This is a genomic window from Bradyrhizobium sp. Kon10 (assembly GCF_055807395.1).
Genome location: NZ_JBVVOZ010000034.1, coordinates 1 through 18,165 on the forward strand (window position 1 = coordinate 1; position 18,165 = coordinate 18,165).

The following is an 18,165-nucleotide window of genomic DNA, read 5'->3' on the forward strand; positions in this document are numbered from 1 at the left end:
GGGCTTGCGACGTTCTGGTCGGCCTCGGCGCTGTGGTTTGATCTCTATTTTGCGCTGGCCGTTACGGTGTTCGCGGCTGCATGGATGTTATTTGCCCCCCATCCCTGGGCGACGTGGTCCATTCTTGGTTCGGCGCTGATCCTGTTCACCTCTTACTTTCAGGTCCAGGTCTCGGTCGCGATCAACAGCTGGTATGGACCGTTCTACGACCTGGTCCAGGCTGCGCTTTCGAAATCGGCGCCGGTCACGGTTGAGCAGTTCTACAACGAACTGTCGACCTTTGCCGGTATCGCGCTCGTGGCCGTCGTGGTCGGCGTGATGACGCGATTCTTCGTCAGCCACTACATCTTCCGCTGGCGCACAGCGATGAACGATTTTTATGTCGCGAACTGGCCACGGCTGCGCACGATCGAAGGCGCCTCCCAGCGCGTCCAAGAAGACACCATGCGCTTTGCCAGCACCATGGAGGGTCTAGGCGTCAATCTCATCAGCGCGGTGCTGACGCTCCTGGCCTTCCTGCCGGTTCTAGTGCGGCTGTCCAGCAACGTGACTGAGCTGCCTCTGTTCGGCTCGATTCCCTATCCGCTGGTGTTCGCCGCAGTGATCTGGTCGATCCTGGGCACCGGCGTTCTCGCGCTTATCGGCATCCGTCTGCCCGGAATAGAATTTTTCAACCAGCGGGTCGAAGCGGCCTATCGCAAGGAGCTGGTGCTCGGCGAGGATGATGCGGCGCGTGCCAATGCTCCGACATTGAGCGTGCTGTTTAGCGACATTCGCAGGAATTACTTCCGTCTCTATCTGAATTTCATGTACTTCAATATCGGCCGGATCGTCTATCTGCAGACTGACGCCATCTTTCCTTATCTGCTGCTTGCGCCTACGATCATCACAGGCAAGATCACCCTCGGCGCGATGAACCAGATCCTCAATGCATTCACGCAAGTGCGAACCTCGTTTCAGTATCTCGTCAACTCCTGGAGCACGATCGTCGAACTGATCTCGATCTATCAGCGGCTGCGGAGCTTTGAGGCAAAGATCCACGGTGGGCTACTGCCGTCGATCGAGACACAAAAACAGCCAGCCTGAGGCAGGAGTTGACGAAACCCGGCCCTTGAGTCGCTTGCCGCACACCCGATCCGACGCCTCCCACGCCGCGGTCGTCGCGTCCTTGATCGTAGCGTCATGTCTACGCTTGCGCTCTCGAGGTGCCTCGACCGGCCCCGGTTCAACCGTTGCGCGTACCCGAATTGCAGGCACCGCGTGCTTGCGGATGCCAACCCGTCGTCGCGCATATCGCTCGAGGATGCGCCTCTTTTCCGCCCGGCGCCGACCGGCCACGATCCGTTACGGCCGACACCACCTGCCGCCGCGCGCCCATGCTGATCTTTCCCGCCATAGACGCCACCGGACTAATTCGATGGCGCCCACTCAATTACCGGCGAGAAGTTGTCCAGTAACCATCCGGACGAGGCAATGCGCCTCAGTTCGGCGTCTGCAAGGACGCTCCAGGAGCCGCAGCATGCGAGGCGTCTCCGAATTCCGCTCAATACGCCTTTCGCAACATCGGCGTAAGTGGGGGTGAGCAACCGTGCTGTATCTCTCCAATGATCTTGAACCCGTGGCGTTGGTAAAAGGGAATGTTTTCAGGATTCGAACTTTCGAGGTAGGCAGCGATGCCCTGCTCATCGCAGCGTTGAAGAGCGTACTTCATCAGCAATGTGCCAAGCCCTTGTCCGGCCCAGTTCGGATCGACAGCGATGACGGGCAAATACCAATGTGGCTCGGAGGGATGATGTTCGGCCATTCCCTGGCGTAGGTGTGCCATATGTTCGCTGATTTCCGGGCGCAGGGACAGCGCCATGATTGCGTCCAGCGCATCCTCATCCTGCTGCACGCCGGGAGGCAGCCACAGGGCCGCGGCGCGACTGTCTGCCGCGACGTATGCTGTGCCATGCTCGAATGCTCGTCCGCCACAGGCGTTGATGAACTGAGTCATGCTGCCAAGATATTGCCCAGGGTCCGGCCAACTCCAACGCATCAAAGGATCGGCGGCAAAGCCGAGGACAATTGTCCAGACGATTCTTGCCCGAATACTTGCGTTCGCCGAGGTGACGCCCGGCTCGCTTGTCATGTTGCACCGCTTTTTCGATCGCAGAGTTGAAGGTTGGAGCACACGACCGATACCTTGGACGTGAGCGGAATGGTTGTGCCCCCGAAGATTCATCGGATCCCTTTAGTTTCCGTCTCCCGCTCTCATCCTGTCTCAGAAGACCGCCTTCGACCGCCGCTTCGGACGGAGATTCCTCGCTGGAGGCCCTGACTCTTGGACCTGGATCTGGATCTGGATCTGGCGAGGACTTGTGCTTTTCGCCATGAGAGCGTCATCTGGATCCTGCCCTTTCCGAAGGAAGGGTTCGTTTTATCGGCGTCGACAACTCTGCCAGCTTTCCGAAAGCAGCGAAAAGACGATTTGAGTTACAAGGTGATCTTGTTTCGCCAAATATTGCGAGTTGCATTCGCTCGAGAGTCTAAGCACTGCAGCATAATTTGTAACCTGCCAACCCAGGTAGGTGCTTGGCATTCTCTGCCCTAAGGATTGCCAACGACTTCCGCTTCGGCCTTGCCGCAGCGATCCGCACCGGTGACGTCGCCCGCACGCATCGAGTTGCCGCCTCCGTTTCAACGATCATCACCGGCTCGACCCCGCCTCGCCCTGGGGCGGGCTCGGCTATTCCGCCACCGGCCGCGAATGCGGCACCGAGAGCTTCGACGACCACTTCAACACCAAGAGCGTGATGATCGCCACGCACGAGCAGCCGTTCGACTGGTATCGGGACACGGCCAACCAGAAGCGGCTGAACTAACATGACGACAAGCGGCAGACGTTCGAAGAAGGCGGGCCGCATAAAGCATAAAAGGAGAGTGTCAATGTCGATATCCGTGAACGCAGGCACTCGTCTTGTCGACTGCCGGTCGGGCCGTTCCATCGCGGCATCATGCTGCTGATCGGCATCGGAATGTTTTTCGAGGGTTTTGACATCTACATTGCCGGTACCGTGCTGAGCGTGATGCTGAAGACGGGCTTTTCGACCCTCGCTGAGAATGTGGTGTTCATCTCCGCGGCCTTCGTCGGCATGATGGTGGATCGTTCGGTACCGGATTTCTCGGCGACCGCTATGGACGACGCTTCGCGCGCATGTCTTGCCCAGCGGCCAGGCCGCAGAGCTCGATCTGCGTCAAGTCCAACTCAGGCAATGCGCAGTGTTCGAAAGCGATATACTCCCAGGCGGCGGCGACCGTGGCCGGCGCCGTTCGGCGATCCAGCACGACGTCCAGTTAGTCGTCCTTGCACCGGCTCAGGGCGGTGTCGCTCTGCTCGCTGCATCGGGTGACGGCGTTGCGTCGGATCGGACCGACGGCAGCGGGCGCACGCCGCCGCCTTCCGCGCGTTCAGCCGGGCGCACACTGGGCTGCGCCCGCGGCGTCCCTGCGGTAGCGGCTGGTCGAGGTCTGGTAGTACTGCGCGCGGATGGCCGCCATGGCCTCGATCAACGCTCCCCACGGCGCGGGAAAGCGTTCTTCCGCCATCAGGCGGTTCAGCATGCGCGTATGGCCGGCCAGCTCGTCCTTGAGGAACTCCACCACAGGCATAGCCGGATAGCGCTGCAGCAGCAGGATCGCCGCGTTGTCGGCCTCGCCGGCCGAGCTGTCCTTGTCGCGTCCATGCAGATCGTTCTGCAGACGCCCTATCCCGGAGATGAGCCGCAGGACCTGGCGAAACGCCGGACGCGCCCGCAAGGTCGCCATGTCCAGCCCCCACAGCAAAGACAGGCAACAGAACACATTCGCGTAGGCGATCGAATCGATGCCGTTGTGCAGGTACTCGGCGTAAGACCAGCGTTCCGCCCCTGCCGCCCGCGCGTGTCCGGCGCGCAGCGCCGCGCAGTAACGCCGGGTATCGTCGAGAAGCTGAGCATAGTCGCCACGATCGTAGGCGAGTGCGGCCAGCGAGGCGCGCAGCACAGCGCAGCCCTCGAATCCGGGGAGCGCGCACGGCACGCCCTGCCCCAGCGCCTGCTCCACAGCGGCGAGCTGCTCCGGCGCGATCAGGCCGACGTCGTTGCAATCGTCGAGCCAGAACAGCAGCGCCAGTTCGCGGTAGAACGCCACGATCAGCGTTTCGTCCTGCGGATCGCGGCCGGTGCGGGCGCTGGCGTCGCGCAGGCTCGGGTGGATGCGCTGCAGGATGTACTGGCCGCCCCTGACCGCTTCCTCGGCATGCTCATCGGCGAACCCGGTCAGGGAATGCCCCCACTCCACCACCTGCTGCAGCGCGCGTTCGGTCTGGATCACGGCACCGCTCCTGCTGCCTCGGCCAGGGTGCGTTGGCCCCAATGCAGCGCCAGCCACAAGCCGGCGAGTTCAGCCACGCGCACGACCCGCGTGGGGCAATACAGTTCCTTGCCGATCCACAGCGGCGTCTGCGGCAATGGATGCGCCGCATGGCGGGCGAGCATCCACTCCAGCGCACGCGTCACCGCCAGCGCGATGCGCCGGCGCCCTGTCGCCTCTTCGCTCCCGTCCATCACGTGCAACGCGAACAGCGCATAGGCGGTTTCCTCGAATGTGGACGCGCGACCGGCGCCCCAGCCGCCGTCGTTGCGCTGCGCCCGCAGCAGCGCCGCCAGCGCGCGCTCGTCGCGCCACTGGGGCTTGCCTTGCGCCAGCGCTGCTACCGCGTGCGCGGTGGGATACAGCCACGAAACGTGCCATTTTTCGTTGTCCCATAGACCCTGCGGGTTGCGATTGGCCTCGACGTAGGCGGTGGTGCCGGCAGTGGGCTTTCCCAACAGTCGCAACGCATGCAGGGCATGGATGTTGGTCGACACCGAGGCATTGCGCTCGCCGGGGAAGGTGACGAACAGCTCGCCGCATTCGAAATGGCGCAACGCATCGACCGCCCGCTCGCGGCCTGCAAGGCGCAGGACGCACAACGCAATCGCGGTGTCGTCCGCATCGGCCGCGAAGTGCAAGGACGGGCCCAGACCGCGCACGCCCAAGCGGGCGTCGAGCTGCAAGACGATCACGTGCACCGCCTCGGCGAGCGCGGGATGTGTGAACAGCCCGGCCAAATGCAGGGTGTACAGCGACCAGCATGGCTCGAACACATTGATCGGCCAGACGTTGGGAATGACACCTTCGATGCCGCTGCGCGTCGCGCGCGATGCTGCCTGCAGATACGCGTCGGCGCGCCCGACCTGCGGCGTGCTGTCCTGTGTCACGGCCTGCGCACGCCAGGCGGCGGTGGCCGCCGGACTGATACCGATGCTGCCGTCGTGATCCGGGCATGCGGTGCTCGGCGACGTCCCCCAGGCTTCCCAGGAGTGCAGCAACGGATGGCCGCTCGGCAACGTCGCCATTGCCCCAAGCTTGACCAGGCACGCTTGCCGCAACGGCAACAGCGCCAGGTGGCGCGGAAACGCCACGCCGTCCAGCAAGGATGCGGCCTCGGCGCAAAGCTGCGGCAGGATCAGCTCCGCGCCGATCGGCGCGTCTTCCGGCACCGCATGCGCGTAGGGATCGGGCAGGCGTTCGAGGAACCGGGTTGCAGCCTGGACCGCGTCGGCAGCGCTGGGAAGAGGATCGGCACTCTGCAATGCCAGCAACGCCGCCCACGTGGGCGCATGGCGGAACAGCGGGAAGTCCGCACTTCCCCATCCGCCATCGGCCTGTTGCTGCGCGATGAGCCACGCAAATGCGTCCTGCCGACCGGTGACGTTGCCGTGGAATTGCAGAGCTCGCGCCGTGTCGTAGACGGACGGACCGACGCTGCCGCCGTCGCTCATCTCGCTCAGCAAGTGGCGCAATTCGGAAAGGATCTGTTCCGACCGCGCGTTCACGCGCCCTGCTCCTTCTCCAGTCCGTTGACGAGAACCAGGATCGGGCAGACGCCGCGCGCGTCGCCGCAGGCCCGTCGCGGCCCCGCGCATGGGCAGCGCCGGACGGCCGCCCTGCTCCGGCGCGGCGAGGTGCCCCGATCCTGGCGCCGGTCCGCCGCATAGGCTTGCGCGTAGCCCGCCGCGGGCGCTGCGGCCGTGCTGGGCAATCGCTGCGATCGGCGCCGCGGACTCGGACACAGTGCAGCATGCACGGCTGCCGCCGGTCGATGGCAGCGGCACAGGAGCGACTCCATGCGGACGGGCGCGCTCATGCGCATGGCGTGTGCTTGAGCAGATACGCGTTGGCCCGCTGCAGCATCTGCGCCAACCGTTCCGCACGCGGCCCAAGCGGGGCGATGGCCTCCCCGGCGTCGCGCAACAGATCCAGCGCGAACTGGCGCGCAGCCTGCAGCCCCATGATCGACGCGCAGGTCGGCTTCTGCGCCGCCGCGTCCTTGCCGGGGGTCTTGCCCAGCGCCGCCGTATCTGCTGTCGCATCGAGAATGTCGTCGACCACCTGCAATGCCAGGCCGAAACAGGCGCTATAGCAATCGAGCGCAGAGTACAGTGCAGCGTGTGCAGCATTGTCCGCGATGGCGCATAGCGCGCCCATGCGAACGGACGCGCGCACCAGCGCTCCGCTCTTCATCCGGTGCATCGCCAGGATGCTGTCCAGCTCGACGTGCTTTCCGACCAGCGACAGATCCACTGCCTGCCCGCCTGCGGCACCCTCGGCGGACACTGCCTGCGCCAGTTCGCGCACGAGCGCGATACGGTTGTCGCCCGGCCCATCCAGGCTCGCCAAGGTCAGGAAGGCGTGCGCCTGCAGCGCATCGCCGACAAGGATTGCAGTGGCTTCGCCGAACTTGACATGCACGGTCGGAAGGCCGCGGCGAAGCACGTCGTCGTCCATCGCGGGAAGGTCGTCGTGGACCAGGGTACAGGCGTGCATCATCTCGATGGCGGCGCCGACGTCGTCGAGCATATGCGCCGGCGTGTCGGCTAATGCGCCGGCAGCCATGCAGAGCAAGGCGCGGGTGCGCTTCCCGCCATTCAAGGTGGCGTAGTGCATCGCCGACATCAGCTCGGTCCCACCGTCGTTTTCGGCGCAGAGAAGACGCGCTAGCGCCTGTTCGACCCGTTTTGCGCCGTCCTGCATCCAGATCTCCGGAAGCAGCCTGCCGGATGCGCCGCGCCCCTGCGCGCCCAATCCGCCGAGCGCGGAAACACCAGTTCGTCCGTCGTGTTGCGTGTAACCGGTCTGCATGTCGTTTATGTCCTTGTACCTGACAGGAGACGGCCACGGCGAGTGGCGAGCCGCCGCGGTATTGCCGGCGTGGCTGCCTCGCCACACCGGCGCAAGCGATGCCAGCTCATGAGAATCCGATGCGGATTTTCATGGACGGATGTGCGGTCGGGTAATAGCGCCGGCCTTTTTCCCCGTCGCTCAGCAACCGCGGCCGCACCCCGGCCTTGTGCATGGTCAGCGCCAAGGCGATGCAGAACTGCACCAGTTCCAGCCATACCAGGTGGTAGCCGATGCAGACGTGTGGGCCGGTACCGAACTGCAGCATGTCCACCGGCCGGATCGGCTCCCTGCGTTGCAGCCACCGCGCCAGGCGGAACTGATCAGGGGCCTCGTGCAGCAGCGCCGAGGTCGAGAAATGCAGCAGCGGGATGCACAGATGGGTGCCCGCGGGAATGCGCCGCTGGCCGAGTTGTAATTCCTGCAGCGCGCGACGCGGCAGGAGCGTGGTCGTCGGATGCACGCGCAGCGTTTCGCGGAACAGGGCCTCGGCGACGGGACACTGCGCCAGGTCCGCGTGCCGGGTCGGCACCGCGCCGACGCGTTGCGCCTCCTCGACCAGGGTGTCCCACAGCATAGGCTGGCGCGCCAGCTCGACCACCATCCAGGCCATCGTCGAGGCGGTGGTGTCGTGACCGGCAAGCAGCAGCAAGCGGATATTGGCGATCAGGACGTCATCGGAGAGCGCATCGTCGCTTCGATCGAAGGCGCTCACCATGTGCTTGATCAACCCGGTACGCGCGGCATGCGCACGCGCGTCTCGGATGAACTGGCGCAACTGCGCGTCGATCCAGTCGCGGGCGGCGCGGCCGCGCCGCAAGGGCAGTCCGGGCAGATCGATCGGGGGCGCGACGATCAACTGCAGCAGTTGCCGGTACTTGCGATGCCATCCCGGCAGGTCCTGCGCGGGGATTCCCATCAGGCTGAAGATGAGCTTGAGCATCAGGTCGCCGGTTTCGCGCAGGATGCTTATCTCCCGGCGGTCGCGCCACGCCTGCACCCGCGCTCGGATGACGGGCGCGAACAGGTCGCCGATGCCGGCCTGGGTCAGCCCCTTGGGCAGGAACGCCGCCTTGATCGCATCGCGCGCCTGCCGGTGCGCGCCGCCGTCCTGCGCGACCAACGTTCCGGCAAACAATTCGGGCGCGATCTGCTCGATCAGCGCCGAGGACACGTCCTTGTCCCGGAGCAGAGCGAACGCATCCGGATCCACGCAGGTCATCAGGTGTCCGGCAGGGCCGAAATCCAGCCAAAAGTGGCTGCCCAGCGTCCGTTCCGCGCGCCGCAGCAAGCTAGGCAGGTCACACACGATGGCGGGAAGATGCCCGACCAGGGGGAAAGCGCCGGGCACGACCGGTATGTCGAGCCGCAGCCGGTGCCGACGGTTTAGCGGGTTGAGCAGCATGTTCATCCGCAGCGCGGCGCCGCGGCCGCTTCGGCGGTGTCGCCGGCACGCCGCGCGACGCGGCTGTTGCCACCGTCGGCGTACGTCGGCACATGCGCCAGCATGCCGCCGTCGATGCACACGACCTGACCGGTGATGAACGCCGCATCGTCGGAGAGCAGAAACGCCACCAGCGCGGCCACGTCCTCGGGGCGGCCGATGCGCGGCAGGAGCTGGTGCCGGCGCAGATGCCGTTGCTTGCACTCGTCCAGCTTGGCGAGGAGACGCTCGGTCATGATGAGACCCGGCGCAACCGCGTTGCAGCGGATCTGCGCTTGACCGTACTGGGTGGCGAGCGAGGCCGAGAGCATGTTCATCGCCGCCTTAGACGCGGCGTAGGACGTCTGCGCGGTATCACCGCTGAGCCCCTGGCATGACGACATGTTGACGATCGCGCCACCGCCGCGGGCAATCATCCGTGGGATGGCCTGCCGGCAGCAGAGCAGCGTGCCGCGCAGATTGGTCGCCATGGTCTGATCCCAGACCGCCAGATCCAGGTCGCGGATCGCGCCGTCGCGCGGGGTCAGATGCATGGCGCTCGCGTTGTTCACCAGCAGCTCGACGCCACCGAAGTGCCGCTCCGCCGTCTCGAACAGCACTGCCACCGCCTGCGCATCGGCGATGTCCATGGCTAGGGCCAGCGCGTGGCCCGCTTCGGCCGCGATCTGCGCGGTGCAGGCGATGGCCGCCGAGCCATCAATGTCGGCCACCACCACTCTGCCGCCCTCGCGCGCGATGGCAAGCGCGCATGCCTTGCCAATGCCGGCGCCGGCGCCGGTCACTACGGCCACCTTGCCTTCAAACCGTCCCATCGTGTCCTCGTGGATTGCGTTGGTCTTTCGCGGCATGCCGCTCGGCCTCGGCCGGAGAAGGCGCAGGGTCGGCGCTGGCGCGCTCGTCATCAGTAGCGTCGCCTTCGATGACCCGAATGGCGGCGACCGGGCACTGGCTGGCCGCGAGCCGCACGTCGGCGTGCAGCGCCTGCGGGATGGTCGTCACGCACACTTCGGCCACGCCGTCCGGTTCGCGCTGGCGAAAGGTGCCCGGCAGCGTCAGCACGCACTGCCCGGTGGTTCCGCACAGATCCTGGTCGACCACGACGCGCATCTCAGCCCCCATTTGCATGCAGCCGCACCCGCAACGCGCGGAATGTCCTAAGGAATGCGGAGGGCTCCCGGGTCGGCTGCTCGGCCAATGCCAGCGTGGGGAAGCGCGCCTGGATCCGCGGCAGGCACTCGGCCAACTGCACCCGGGCGAGTTGCGCACCGAGGCAGAAGTGGATGCCTTGGCCGAAGCTCAGCATGATCTTCCCGTCGGTCGACATGCCAGGACTGGTGCCGTAGAACCGCGCGGGATCGAAGCGATCGGGATCGGCGAAGGCGTCCGGGTCGCGATTGCCGGCCGCGATCAGCACGCGCACGTCCGCGTCCTTCGGGATCACCACGCCGCCCAGCTCGATCTCGCGCCGGGCGATACGCGGAATGGAGCTGAACATGGCGGGCGCGTCGCAGCGCAGGACTTCTTCGACGAATGCCTTCACCCCCACGGCGTCTCCCTGCAACCAGTGCCGCTGTTCGGGATACGCCAGCATCGCCAGGACCGCATGGTCGATGGTCGCAGCAGTGGTGGCGAAACCGCCCAGCAGCATGCCCCATAGCATGCTGATCAACTCCGCATCCGACAACGTGTCGGCATCGTCGTCGTGTGCGCCGACCAGCATCGAGACGATGTCGTGGCAGGGATCGGTGCGCTTGCGCTGTATGAGGTCGCCGAAGTAGGCCTGCACCCTGCCGCTGGCCGCATCCGCCGCGGCGAGCTGGGGATCGCTGGCGTGCGGGCTCAGGCCTTCCAGAATGGCGCCGATGCCGGCGGCGAGCCCGAACATGTCGTCCGGGGGCATGCCGAACAGTTCGGCGAAGACCAGCATGGGCAAGGCCAGCGCGAATTCCCGATGCAGGTCCACCGCCTCCCCGCGCTCCAGCGCGGGCGTCATGCCGTCCAGGCGCGCTGCGACGATGCGCGCGATGCTCGGCCGCAGGTCGTCGATCTGGCGCATGGTGAAATCGCGCGAGATCAGCCGGCGCAGACGCGTATGCGTCGGTGGGTCCTTCATCGCCAGCGTGGACGCCAGCAGATTGAGCGACAGGCTGGTCGCCGCACGCGGAAAATAGCGCGCAAGTTCGCCTGGCGCCGGTCCCCGCAATGCATCGCCCGTGGCCTTGAGCGCCCAACAGATGTCAGCGTGGCGGCTCAACAGAAAGAGGCCCGAGGCCGCGCGATGCACCGGATCGTGCTCGCGCAACCACCGCATGAACGGATACGGGTCGTGGATACACGCTGGCGACGCCAGTTCTGCGAAGGCGTCCCGGCATGCTGCCGTGGTTTGTTGCACGTCCATCTTGGTCACCTGTTGGCTGGCTGATCTGACCGGTGCACGCCAGGCGCCAACAAATTGCGGAGAAGATCGCGATTCCGAGCGGCGTCCGCGCCTCACCAGAGCACCGGAAACTCCTCGAACCCGCCAGTGATGATCTCCTTGCGCAACTTCAGTTCTTCAGGCGCCACGGCCAGGCGCAGCGCGGGAAAGCGCTGGAAGATCGAACCGAACACCACCTTGAGTTCCAGCCTGGCCAACGCCAAGCCGATGCAGTAGTGCGGCCCATAGGAGAACGCCAGGTGCGGCTTTGCGTCGCGTCCGATGTCGAAGATTTCCGGGTCTTTGAAATGGCGGCGATCGAACGACGTCGCCGACAGGCCGACCAGCACCTTGCTCTCCGCGGGAATATGCACGCCCGCGATGATCACGTCGGTCCTCGGGTAACGCATGATGCCGTCCCAGCCCGCGCCCGGCGGGTACATGCGCAGAATTTCTTCCACCGCCTTGTCGACCAAGGATGGATCGCCGACCAGGCGTTCGCGCTGTTGCGGATGGCGGAACATGGCCAGCAGGCCGAATTCGATTTGCGCGAGGGTGCTCTCGTGCCCCGCCACCAGCATGCCCGCCGCCAGGCCGATCGCCTCTTCCTCGTTCGCCCTGCCCTGGTCGACCGCCGCGAGCAGATCCGTCAGCAGGTTGTCGCCCGGATCCTTGCGCTTGTCCCGCATCTTGCCGCGAATGTAGGCGCGCAGTTCTTCCCAGGCCAGGCGCGACGCGCTGCGCGGGCCGCTTTCATGCTGGTGTGTCATCACCTCGTCGGACAGCCCGGCGAAAAAGGCGTGATCCTCGTAGAGCACGCCCATCAGCGCGGTGATGACCATGGCCGGAAGCGGAAAGGAGAGGTGGCGCCGCAGGTCGGCGGGCTGGGGCTGGGCCGCCAGCGTCTCGAACAACTGCGCGGCGATCGCCTCGACCTGCTGGGCGAGCAGCTTCACCCTGCGCTCGCTGAAGGCCGGCGCCACGATCGTGCGTAACCGGGCATGCTCGCTCCCCTCGTGCGAGACCAGCCACCCCGGCGAACCGAGCATCACCGAATCCGGAGTGAATGCCGCCGGTGGCATTCCCGCGGGCCGGAACGCCGCGTCAGACAACACCGCCTTGGCCTCGTCGTAGCCTGTCACCCACCAGCCTTCGTGCCCGGATGGGAAGCGCACGCGGTGGATTGGACCGTTCGCGCTTAGCGCCAACATCTCGGGCGAGGGCTCGATGTGATCGACGCGCCACATCGGCAGCGTCGCCAAGGCTTGTTCGGACATGTTGGCAGTTCACTCTGTCAGCGATGGAGGGCGGAAGGTGACAGGCAGGCGCTGCGAGCAGCGGCTTCACGTGCGCTTGCGTTCCCTTCTGTTCGTCGACGATGATCGGCGGAAGGCGGCCGGACCCTAGGGCCTCAAGTTGGCTTTAACCACCTACCGAATCTTGTAGTAGCCCCACTAAGCTAAACGCCTGGTGGTGCAAGAAAATATGCGGAGAACTTTGTCGCCACGCGCTGCCATACGGAAACCTATGCATCCGCCTATGTTGGTTGGCGACATGCGCGTGTGGTCGGACTCCGAGCGACAGAGCACGGACTTGCAGCGCGAGTTGCTGCTCGCCGCCGGCGTTGATCCGCGTCACCTGTTCGAGGGTCACGCCTCGGGTGCGAAGGATGACCGCACCGGCTTAGCGCGGGCCCTCGAATTCGTCCGGCCCGGCGACGTGCCGGTCGTGTGGAAACTCGACCGGCTCGGCCGCTCGCTGTCGCACCTGCTCGCCATCGTGACTTCGCTCAAGGACAAACGGGTGGCGTTCCGCTCGCTGGCTGAGAACCTGGACACCACGATGCCCCCGGGCGAATTCCTGGTGTGCCCGGCTGATCGCCAACGCAGTCATCTTCTACAGCTCGGGCATCCTGTCGCGGCTACTGACGAACTACGAGGCGAACGTTAACGCCAACGCGCTGGCGCCCATCACCCACATGTTGCCGCCAGCTTGGCGGCACGTCCTGCGAACCGGTTACAGCTTCCAGAGCTACGGCAAGATGATCGACCTAGACACGCTTGTGGCAGCTGGAGTTGGGATGACCGAAATTTCGGCGGTTCAGGCTTAGAATTCTTCAATGCCTGCCGGAATTGGCCTATTGTTTGCGTCGAAATGCGGCAGGACAGATAGGCCAGAACTGCAATGGTAAGGCGCCGAAACATTGTCGCGATTCCCTCGCTGGGATCTCTCGACAAGACCGCTCGGAGAGTCGGACACCAACTCACAGAGGCACTCCGTGAGGCAATATCGAAGGGAGTCTTGAAACCGGGCGAACCGCTGCCGTCCACCCGAGCCCTTGCTGCATCGCTCCAACTTGCGAGAGGTACGGTCATCGAGGCATTTGGTCAGCTACATGCGGAAGGCTATCTCCAGGCGCGCGCCAGAGGCCGGACCATCGTAGCGAACGTCAATGGCGAGAGCGAACTCGTGAGCCCCGCGCAGGCATTCATCGAGCCGCCGCGGATCGGTCCTGTGTTGGCGGAGAACGTCGCCCGTCTTGCAGAGGTCGCGCAAACTCTTCGACCCCAAGGGACGACGCCATTTGCAATCGCTCATCCGGCAGGCGCGGTCGCCCCGGATGACAAGTGGCGCCGCCTTGGTAATCGCGTCCGAGCGCTACGCGTGGCTGCTCCGTCAGGGTACATCGACCCGAAAGGATTGCCAGATTTGCGGATCGCGATTGCCGAGTACGTCCGTAAGGCCCGTGGAGTGAAATGCGAGCCCGGTCAGGTCGTGATCACGGCAGGTACGCAGCAGGGTCTTTTTCTCGCTGCAACCGTTCTTCTTGCGGACGGAGACGCGGTATGGGCAGAAGACCCAGCCTATCCCGGTATTGTCGCGGTCCTCGGAAACTTCAACGTCCAGACCTGTCGGATTCCTGTCGACGAACAGGGCATCGACGTCCACGAAGGTCTCGTCCGACGTCCGAAGGCCCGGGTCGCCTTCGTTACACCATCGCATCAATACCCGCTCGGCATGCCGATGAGCATGGCCAGGCGCACGGCTCTGTTGTCGTGGGCCCGTCAAAACAATGCATGGATTGTCGAGGACGACTACGACAGCGAGCTTCGCTACGCCGGACATCCATTTCCATCCCTGCAGGGACTTGATCCTACACGCGTCATCTATCTCGGGACCATGAGCAAGGTGCTATTTTCCTCGATGCGGATCGGATACGCCATCGTTCCCGTTCCCCTGGTGAATGCGTTCGCGGGCGCCCGTGCTCTTATCGACCGCCATTCTCCGACGGCCGATCAATATGTGCTCGCACAATATATGCGCGAGGGCTATTTCGAAGCTCACATACGGCGCATCCGGGGCGCTTATGCAGAACGGCGCGCAACCCTGATCTCCGCCATCGAGACAGAGCTGCCATCCTGGGCAGCGCTCCAACCAAGCGACCAAGGTATGCACCTGGTGCTCTGGCTTCCTGCCGGCCTCGACGATGTCAAGCTTGCCGACCAAGCACAGAAGGCCGGGCTGGTCGTGCGACCGATCTCGCCCATGTATCAAGATGCGCCTGCTCGCGTCGGTCTCATGCTCGGGTTTGGCGGCTTTTCCGTCCCGGAATTGCAGGCCGCCGCAGTCCGCCTGAAAGGCGTACTTGAGGCATCGGTCCGCGCGAACAGGAAGGCCAAACTGTCCAAGGGCTCACGGATGAAAACTGCCAGATGATAGCGGATGGCCGCTCTCAGGTCTCATTCGCGGCGATCGGCGCTCGCCGCGAACTAGAACATTGGATCGCGAGCTCTGTAGCGCGCCGGGAAGAACGCGCACTGATCTCCAGCTTTTGAGTCCAATAGCACAGCTTTCGACATCATCCGTGCTTTCACAGGGCCGCCGATGGGTTTGGCCCGCCATACCCTGCCCCGACGATTGCAGGTGGGTTGTTGTGCCACGATCTTTCCGAGCATGTCGCTCGGTCGCGTAAGAGTCAGGCCTGCTCCGCTTTGACCGCAGCGGCGGCCAGCATTGCATCGCCGATCACATCCTTGCCCTGCGCCTTGAGCGCGTTCCCTGCACTAAGAATGTCCCGGACCTCTTTATTTTGACTGAGCTTCGACTTGCCAACGAGCCGTGTGATCTCGATTTCGATCCCGACGATCATCTTGAGCATCGTATCGATATAATCCTTGGGGCTATCGGTCATCTTCCAAGGATTGGCCTGCTTCGCCTCATGAATGCGCGTCAGTCGCGCGACCATGCCACGGACGTAACGCTCATCGTCGCGGATCGTCGCGCGTCCGTACACATGTGCCACAATATAATTCCAGGATGGAACCTGTTTCTTGAACTCGACCTTGCTCGGATACCAGTTCGGCGCGATGTAGGCGTCCGCGGCGCGGAACACGATCAGCACCTCGTCGCCCGTGGAGATGTCCTGCCAAACGGGATTCGCGCGAGCGACATGTGAATGAAGCACGCCCTGCTGCCCTTCGTTCGCGTGCAACTCGAAAGGCAGGTGATTTGCGTCCAGCCCGCTCTTCCCGTTGGTAAAGAGGATGCCAAGAGGATTTTTGTCGATGAGATCGTGAAGCGCCTCGGGGCGCGACTCGGCGAAATGTGGGGGGACGTACATGCTAGCTCCTTGGCCATTGATGAATGCCGCGCACGCTGCTCACAGCATCAACGGGTTTTCGTTCAGACCTCGGTCATCTGGAATTCACTCTTGTCTGCGCCGCAATCGGGGCAGATCCACTCGTCGGGAACGTCTTCCCAGCGAGTGCCCGGCGGGATGCCCTGGTCCGGCCATCCCTCCCGCTCCTTGTAAACTACCCCGCACAGCGCGCACATCCAGGTCTTGTAAACCGGTGCGTCGAGCGCTGTTTCGGAGTGCAGGCGAGCGCTTTCATTGCCCATAACGGTTCCCCATGCTGTGGAGCATTCATGAGCCGATGTAGACCCCAACTGGTTCATCCGATAGTGCCAGTCTGCGGCATTCTTGCTGTACCAGATTGACGTCCCTTGGTTTTGGTCACGGGGTCAACCCGGCAGCAGGAAGATCTCTCAGAGAAGAAGTGCATTCGTCTTTGAGCAGCCGAAACTGCTCGCGCAAATGAGCCAGAATCGGTCCAGCGGCCGACCGACGGCGTTAGAACTGGCTTTGCAGCGAGCCACACGGCCGCTGCGGTCCTGAGCTTTCAGCAATTTGCGCTCAGGCCTGAAACGGGTCTAGCCATCATGCACGAAGATTGGCGCCACGAACGCCAGTTGAAACGATGATGGGGTGAGCGATGTTCGACCCGCATACCTTCTTCTTGTTCCTGGCTGCGGCATGCTTGTGGCGGTCATGCCAAGCCCGGGCCTCCTCTATATTGTGGCCGGACGCTTGCTGGCAGAAGTGAAGGGCTCGCATCGAGGGTTGGCCTAGGTACCGGACGGCTTGTCCACGTTTCGGCGCGCCGTCGGTCTGTGTGCCCTTCTTGTCGCAAGCGCGCAGGCGTTCGCCTTCCTGAAGAACGTCGGAGGCATCTGGCTCGGGATCAAGGCGTGGCGCGAGGCACGTATCGTCGATCCGATAGAGGTGCAGACGACAGATACGCTTCGGCTTTTCGCTCAACCCAAGTTATCATCCTTCCTCGTGCCCGAAAAGAGCAGTGCAGCCGCAAGGGTGAGAGATGCCGGCAGCGCTCTCCCGCGGGATCTTGAACATGCGGCATCATCCAGCCGATCCTGAACACCGTCAGGTCTTCATCGCGAGCGGCGTCCATTTCTCGCGCATTGGGAGAAGGCGTGACATCGCTGGGATTGCCGGTAGTGTTTCGACAAGCGCATCGCCGCGATGCTTAGAGCTGCGTCCCAGGAATTCAAACCATGTTGCTCCTTAACCATCGCACTGACCACCGGGCGCCTTTGGACGGTGCGGATGCCAACATGCTGGGTTGCGAAGCTGCGCGCGAGGTGGAGCGGTTTCTTAGACATCGCAATGGCCACAACGAAACACCGCTTATTTCTTTGCCGGGTCTCGCCAATGAGATTGGCGTGGGCTCGATCCAAGTCAAGGACGAGGGTCAGCGGCTCGGCCTTGGCAGTTTCAAGGCTTTGGGCGGCTCCTATGCCGTGATCCGGCTCGTCTTAGAGGCAGCAACTCGGCGCCTCGGCAGGGATGTTGACTTGCCGGAGCTTCACGCACCTGTGGTGCAGGCCGTAGCACGGGGAATGACGGTATCTTGCGCCACAGATGGCAATCACGGCAGGTCCGTAGCGCAGGGCGCCCAGCTGGTGGGGGCCAACTGTGCTATATTCATTCACTCGGGAGTCAGCGATCAGCGTAGCGCAGCAATCGCCCGATATGGCGCGCAGATGATCCGCGTCAACGGCAACTATGATGACTCCGTTGCCGAAGCATCCCGAGTCGCCGCAGGGAACGGCTGGATCATGGTGTCCGACACGTCCTGGCCGGGTTACGAGCGTATCCCTGGGTTGGTAATGCAGGGATATACCGCGCTCCTGAGTGAAGCACTACGACAGTTGCCCGAACCTCCGACCCACGTCTTTGTCCAGGCAGGAGTCGGTGGACTGGCCGCGGCGGTCGCCGGACATTTTTCGGTGTTGTTAAGTGATAAGCGCCCGTTCTTCACGGTTGTCGATCCATCGCGCGCAGCGTGCCTTTTTGAAAGCGCTCGAGCCGGGCATCGCATCAAGGTAGCTCATGGGCAGCCGACAGTGATGGCGATGCTCGAATGCTACGAACCTTCACTCGTCGCTTGGCGGATCCTTTCGCGCGCAGCCGACGCTTTTATGATTGTCGATGAAGAGGACGCCATCGGGGTCATGAACCGTTTGGCCAATCCCGGGGCCGGTGATCCAGCTGTCGTTGCAGGCGAAAGCGGCGGGGTTGGTCTGGCGGGGTTGCTGAAAGTTGCTGCCGATTCGACCTTGCGCGGTCAGATTGGCCTTGGACCTGACGCACGGGTCTTTCTCATCAATACCGAGGGTGCGACAGATCCTGGCGTTTACGAACAGCTCGTGGGTCGGTCTCCATCGCAAGTGGCCAGGAGAAATCTTGGAGTCTAGA

Annotated in this window: 16 protein-coding genes and 4 pseudogenes; 7 read left to right on the forward strand and 13 right to left on the reverse strand. The window is 63.8% G+C overall.

Annotated features, from left to right (window positions below; genetic code table 11):
• On the forward strand, positions 1-1,086 hold a 1,086-nt coding region (gene sbmA, locus AC0L2O_RS30555; RefSeq protein WP_473372359.1), incomplete at its 5' end, for a peptide antibiotic transporter SbmA.
• A gap of 457 nt (positions 1,087-1,543) precedes the next feature.
• On the opposite strand, the gene AC0L2O_RS30560 is transcribed toward sbmA, so the two are convergent.
• Positions 1,544-2,131 (reverse strand): GNAT family N-acetyltransferase, encoded by a 588-nt coding sequence (locus AC0L2O_RS30560; protein ID WP_473321975.1) that lies wholly within the window; start codon positions 2,129-2,131, stop codon positions 1,544-1,546.
• A gap of 455 nt (positions 2,132-2,586) precedes the next feature.
• On the opposite strand from AC0L2O_RS30560, the pseudogene AC0L2O_RS30565 reads away from it, so the two are divergent.
• Both AC0L2O_RS30565 and AC0L2O_RS30570 read left to right on the forward strand, forming a co-directional pair.
• A pseudogene (locus tag AC0L2O_RS30565) lies at positions 2,587-2,864 on the forward strand (aldehyde dehydrogenase family protein); the annotation flags it as partial.
• A gap of 64 nt (positions 2,865-2,928) precedes the next feature.
• A pseudogene (locus AC0L2O_RS30570) lies at positions 2,929-3,190 on the forward strand (MFS transporter); the annotation flags it as partial.
• Here the strand turns inward: AC0L2O_RS30570 and AC0L2O_RS30575 are convergent.
• From AC0L2O_RS30575 to AC0L2O_RS30615, 9 genes and pseudogenes are all read right to left on the reverse strand, one after another.
• A pseudogene (locus AC0L2O_RS30575) lies at positions 3,190-3,431 on the reverse strand (type 2 isopentenyl-diphosphate Delta-isomerase); the annotation flags it as partial. The pseudogenes AC0L2O_RS30570 and AC0L2O_RS30575 sit on opposite strands and share 1 nt — an antisense overlap.
• 19 nt (positions 3,432-3,450) lie before the next feature.
• Positions 3,451-4,353 carry a terpene synthase family protein gene (locus AC0L2O_RS30580; protein WP_473372360.1) on the reverse strand — a complete coding sequence of 301 codons (903 nt, stop codon included), beginning with the start codon at positions 4,351-4,353 and terminating at the stop codon, positions 3,451-3,453.
• Positions 4,350-5,900, reverse strand: a complete 1,551-nt coding sequence (locus AC0L2O_RS30585; RefSeq protein ID WP_473372361.1) for a hypothetical protein — start codon at positions 5,898-5,900, stop codon at positions 4,350-4,352. Before AC0L2O_RS30585 ends, AC0L2O_RS30580 begins: the two co-directional genes overlap by 4 nt.
• A gap of 307 nt (positions 5,901-6,207) precedes the next feature.
• Positions 6,208-7,206 (reverse strand): polyprenyl synthetase family protein, encoded by a 999-nt coding sequence (locus AC0L2O_RS30590; RefSeq protein ID WP_473372362.1) that lies wholly within the window; start codon positions 7,204-7,206, stop codon positions 6,208-6,210.
• A gap of 106 nt (positions 7,207-7,312) precedes the next feature.
• The gene (locus AC0L2O_RS30595; RefSeq protein WP_473372363.1) at positions 7,313-8,656 is read right to left on the reverse strand and encodes a cytochrome P450; all 1,344 of its coding nucleotides are present in this window, start codon (positions 8,654-8,656) and stop codon (positions 7,313-7,315) included.
• Positions 8,653-9,501, reverse strand: coding sequence for an SDR family oxidoreductase (locus AC0L2O_RS30600; RefSeq protein ID WP_473372393.1), 849 nt, complete (start codon positions 9,499-9,501; stop codon positions 8,653-8,655). The genes AC0L2O_RS30595 and AC0L2O_RS30600 overlap by 4 nt, the downstream gene beginning before the upstream one ends.
• Positions 9,488-9,796: a ferredoxin gene (locus tag AC0L2O_RS30605; protein ID WP_473372364.1), complete on the reverse strand. Its 309-nt coding sequence runs from the start codon at positions 9,794-9,796 to the stop codon at positions 9,488-9,490. The genes AC0L2O_RS30600 and AC0L2O_RS30605 overlap by 14 nt, the downstream gene beginning before the upstream one ends.
• A 1-nt stretch (position 9,797) precedes the next feature.
• Positions 9,798-11,087: a cytochrome P450 gene (locus AC0L2O_RS30610; RefSeq protein WP_473372365.1), complete on the reverse strand. Its 1,290-nt coding sequence runs from the start codon at positions 11,085-11,087 to the stop codon at positions 9,798-9,800.
• A 92-nt stretch (positions 11,088-11,179) separates the two neighbouring features.
• Positions 11,180-12,382 (reverse strand): cytochrome P450, encoded by a 1,203-nt coding sequence (locus tag AC0L2O_RS30615; RefSeq protein ID WP_473372366.1) that lies wholly within the window; start codon positions 12,380-12,382, stop codon positions 11,180-11,182.
• Between the two features lie 277 nt (positions 12,383-12,659).
• Between AC0L2O_RS30615 and AC0L2O_RS30620 the strand changes: the two genes are divergently transcribed.
• The 3 genes and pseudogenes from AC0L2O_RS30620 to pdxR all read left to right on the forward strand — a co-directional run bounded on the left by AC0L2O_RS30620 (position 12,660) and on the right by pdxR (position 14,822).
• Positions 12,660-13,055: a recombinase family protein gene (locus AC0L2O_RS30620; RefSeq protein ID WP_473372394.1), complete on the forward strand. Its 396-nt coding sequence runs from the start codon at positions 12,660-12,662 to the stop codon at positions 13,053-13,055.
• Positions 12,970-13,189: pseudogene (locus tag AC0L2O_RS30625) on the forward strand (hypothetical protein); the annotation flags it as partial. The gene AC0L2O_RS30620 and the pseudogene AC0L2O_RS30625, both read left to right, overlap by 86 nt.
• Positions 13,190-13,289: 100 nt before the next feature.
• On the forward strand, positions 13,290-14,822 hold the full coding sequence (pdxR, locus tag AC0L2O_RS30630; protein ID WP_473372367.1) for a MocR-like pyridoxine biosynthesis transcription factor PdxR: 1,533 nt from the start codon (positions 13,290-13,292) through the stop codon (positions 14,820-14,822).
• A gap of 259 nt (positions 14,823-15,081) precedes the next feature.
• Here the strand turns inward: pdxR and AC0L2O_RS30635 are convergent, their stop codons facing one another.
• The 3 genes from AC0L2O_RS30635 to AC0L2O_RS30645 all read right to left on the reverse strand — a co-directional run bounded on the left by AC0L2O_RS30635 (position 15,082) and on the right by AC0L2O_RS30645 (position 16,707).
• The gene (locus AC0L2O_RS30635; protein WP_473372368.1) at positions 15,082-15,726 is read right to left on the reverse strand and encodes an FMN-binding negative transcriptional regulator; all 645 of its coding nucleotides are present in this window, start codon (positions 15,724-15,726) and stop codon (positions 15,082-15,084) included.
• 62 nt (positions 15,727-15,788) lie between these two features.
• Positions 15,789-16,007 (reverse strand): rubredoxin, encoded by a 219-nt coding sequence (locus AC0L2O_RS30640; protein WP_473372369.1) that lies wholly within the window; start codon positions 16,005-16,007, stop codon positions 15,789-15,791.
• Between the two features lie 319 nt (positions 16,008-16,326).
• Positions 16,327-16,707, reverse strand: a complete 381-nt coding sequence (locus AC0L2O_RS30645) for a hypothetical protein (RefSeq protein WP_473372370.1) — start codon at positions 16,705-16,707, stop codon at positions 16,327-16,329.
• 254 nt (positions 16,708-16,961) lie between these two features.
• On the opposite strand from AC0L2O_RS30645, the gene AC0L2O_RS30650 reads away from it, so the two are divergent.
• Entirely contained in the window at positions 16,962-18,164 is a 1,203-nt protein-coding gene (locus tag AC0L2O_RS30650) for a diaminopropionate ammonia-lyase (RefSeq protein ID WP_473372371.1), read from the forward strand.
• Position 18,165 lies beyond the last annotated feature (1 nt).

What these genes read in the sequence shown, in the direction of transcription:
- AC0L2O_RS30595 (WP_473372363.1), bottom strand. Translation starts at nt 8,656, where the DNA reads ATGAACATGCTGCTCAACCCGCTAAACCGTCGGCACCGGCTGCGGCTC.
- AC0L2O_RS30590 (WP_473372362.1), bottom strand. Translation starts at nt 7,206, where the DNA reads ATGCAGACCGGTTACACGCAACACGACGGACGAACTGGTGTTTCCGCG.
- AC0L2O_RS30610 (WP_473372365.1), bottom strand. Translation starts at nt 11,087, where the DNA reads ATGGACGTGCAACAAACCACGGCAGCATGCCGGGACGCCTTCGCAGAA.
- AC0L2O_RS30650 (WP_473372371.1), top strand. Translation starts at nt 16,962, where the DNA reads ATGTTGCTCCTTAACCATCGCACTGACCACCGGGCGCCTTTGGACGGT.
- AC0L2O_RS30640 (WP_473372369.1), bottom strand. Translation starts at nt 16,007, where the DNA reads ATGGGCAATGAAAGCGCTCGCCTGCACTCCGAAACAGCGCTCGACGCA.
- AC0L2O_RS30615 (WP_473372366.1), bottom strand. Translation starts at nt 12,382, where the DNA reads ATGTCCGAACAAGCCTTGGCGACGCTGCCGATGTGGCGCGTCGATCAC.
- AC0L2O_RS30600 (WP_473372393.1), bottom strand. Translation starts at nt 9,501, where the DNA reads ATGGGACGGTTTGAAGGCAAGGTGGCCGTAGTGACCGGCGCCGGCGCC.
- AC0L2O_RS30620 (WP_473372394.1), top strand. Translation starts at nt 12,660, where the DNA reads ATGCGCGTGTGGTCGGACTCCGAGCGACAGAGCACGGACTTGCAGCGC.
- AC0L2O_RS30605 (WP_473372364.1), bottom strand. Translation starts at nt 9,796, where the DNA reads ATGCGCGTCGTGGTCGACCAGGATCTGTGCGGAACCACCGGGCAGTGC.
- AC0L2O_RS30560 (WP_473321975.1), bottom strand. Translation starts at nt 2,131, where the DNA reads ATGACAAGCGAGCCGGGCGTCACCTCGGCGAACGCAAGTATTCGGGCA.
- pdxR (WP_473372367.1), top strand. Translation starts at nt 13,290, where the DNA reads ATGGTAAGGCGCCGAAACATTGTCGCGATTCCCTCGCTGGGATCTCTC.
- AC0L2O_RS30635 (WP_473372368.1), bottom strand. Translation starts at nt 15,726, where the DNA reads ATGTACGTCCCCCCACATTTCGCCGAGTCGCGCCCCGAGGCGCTTCAC.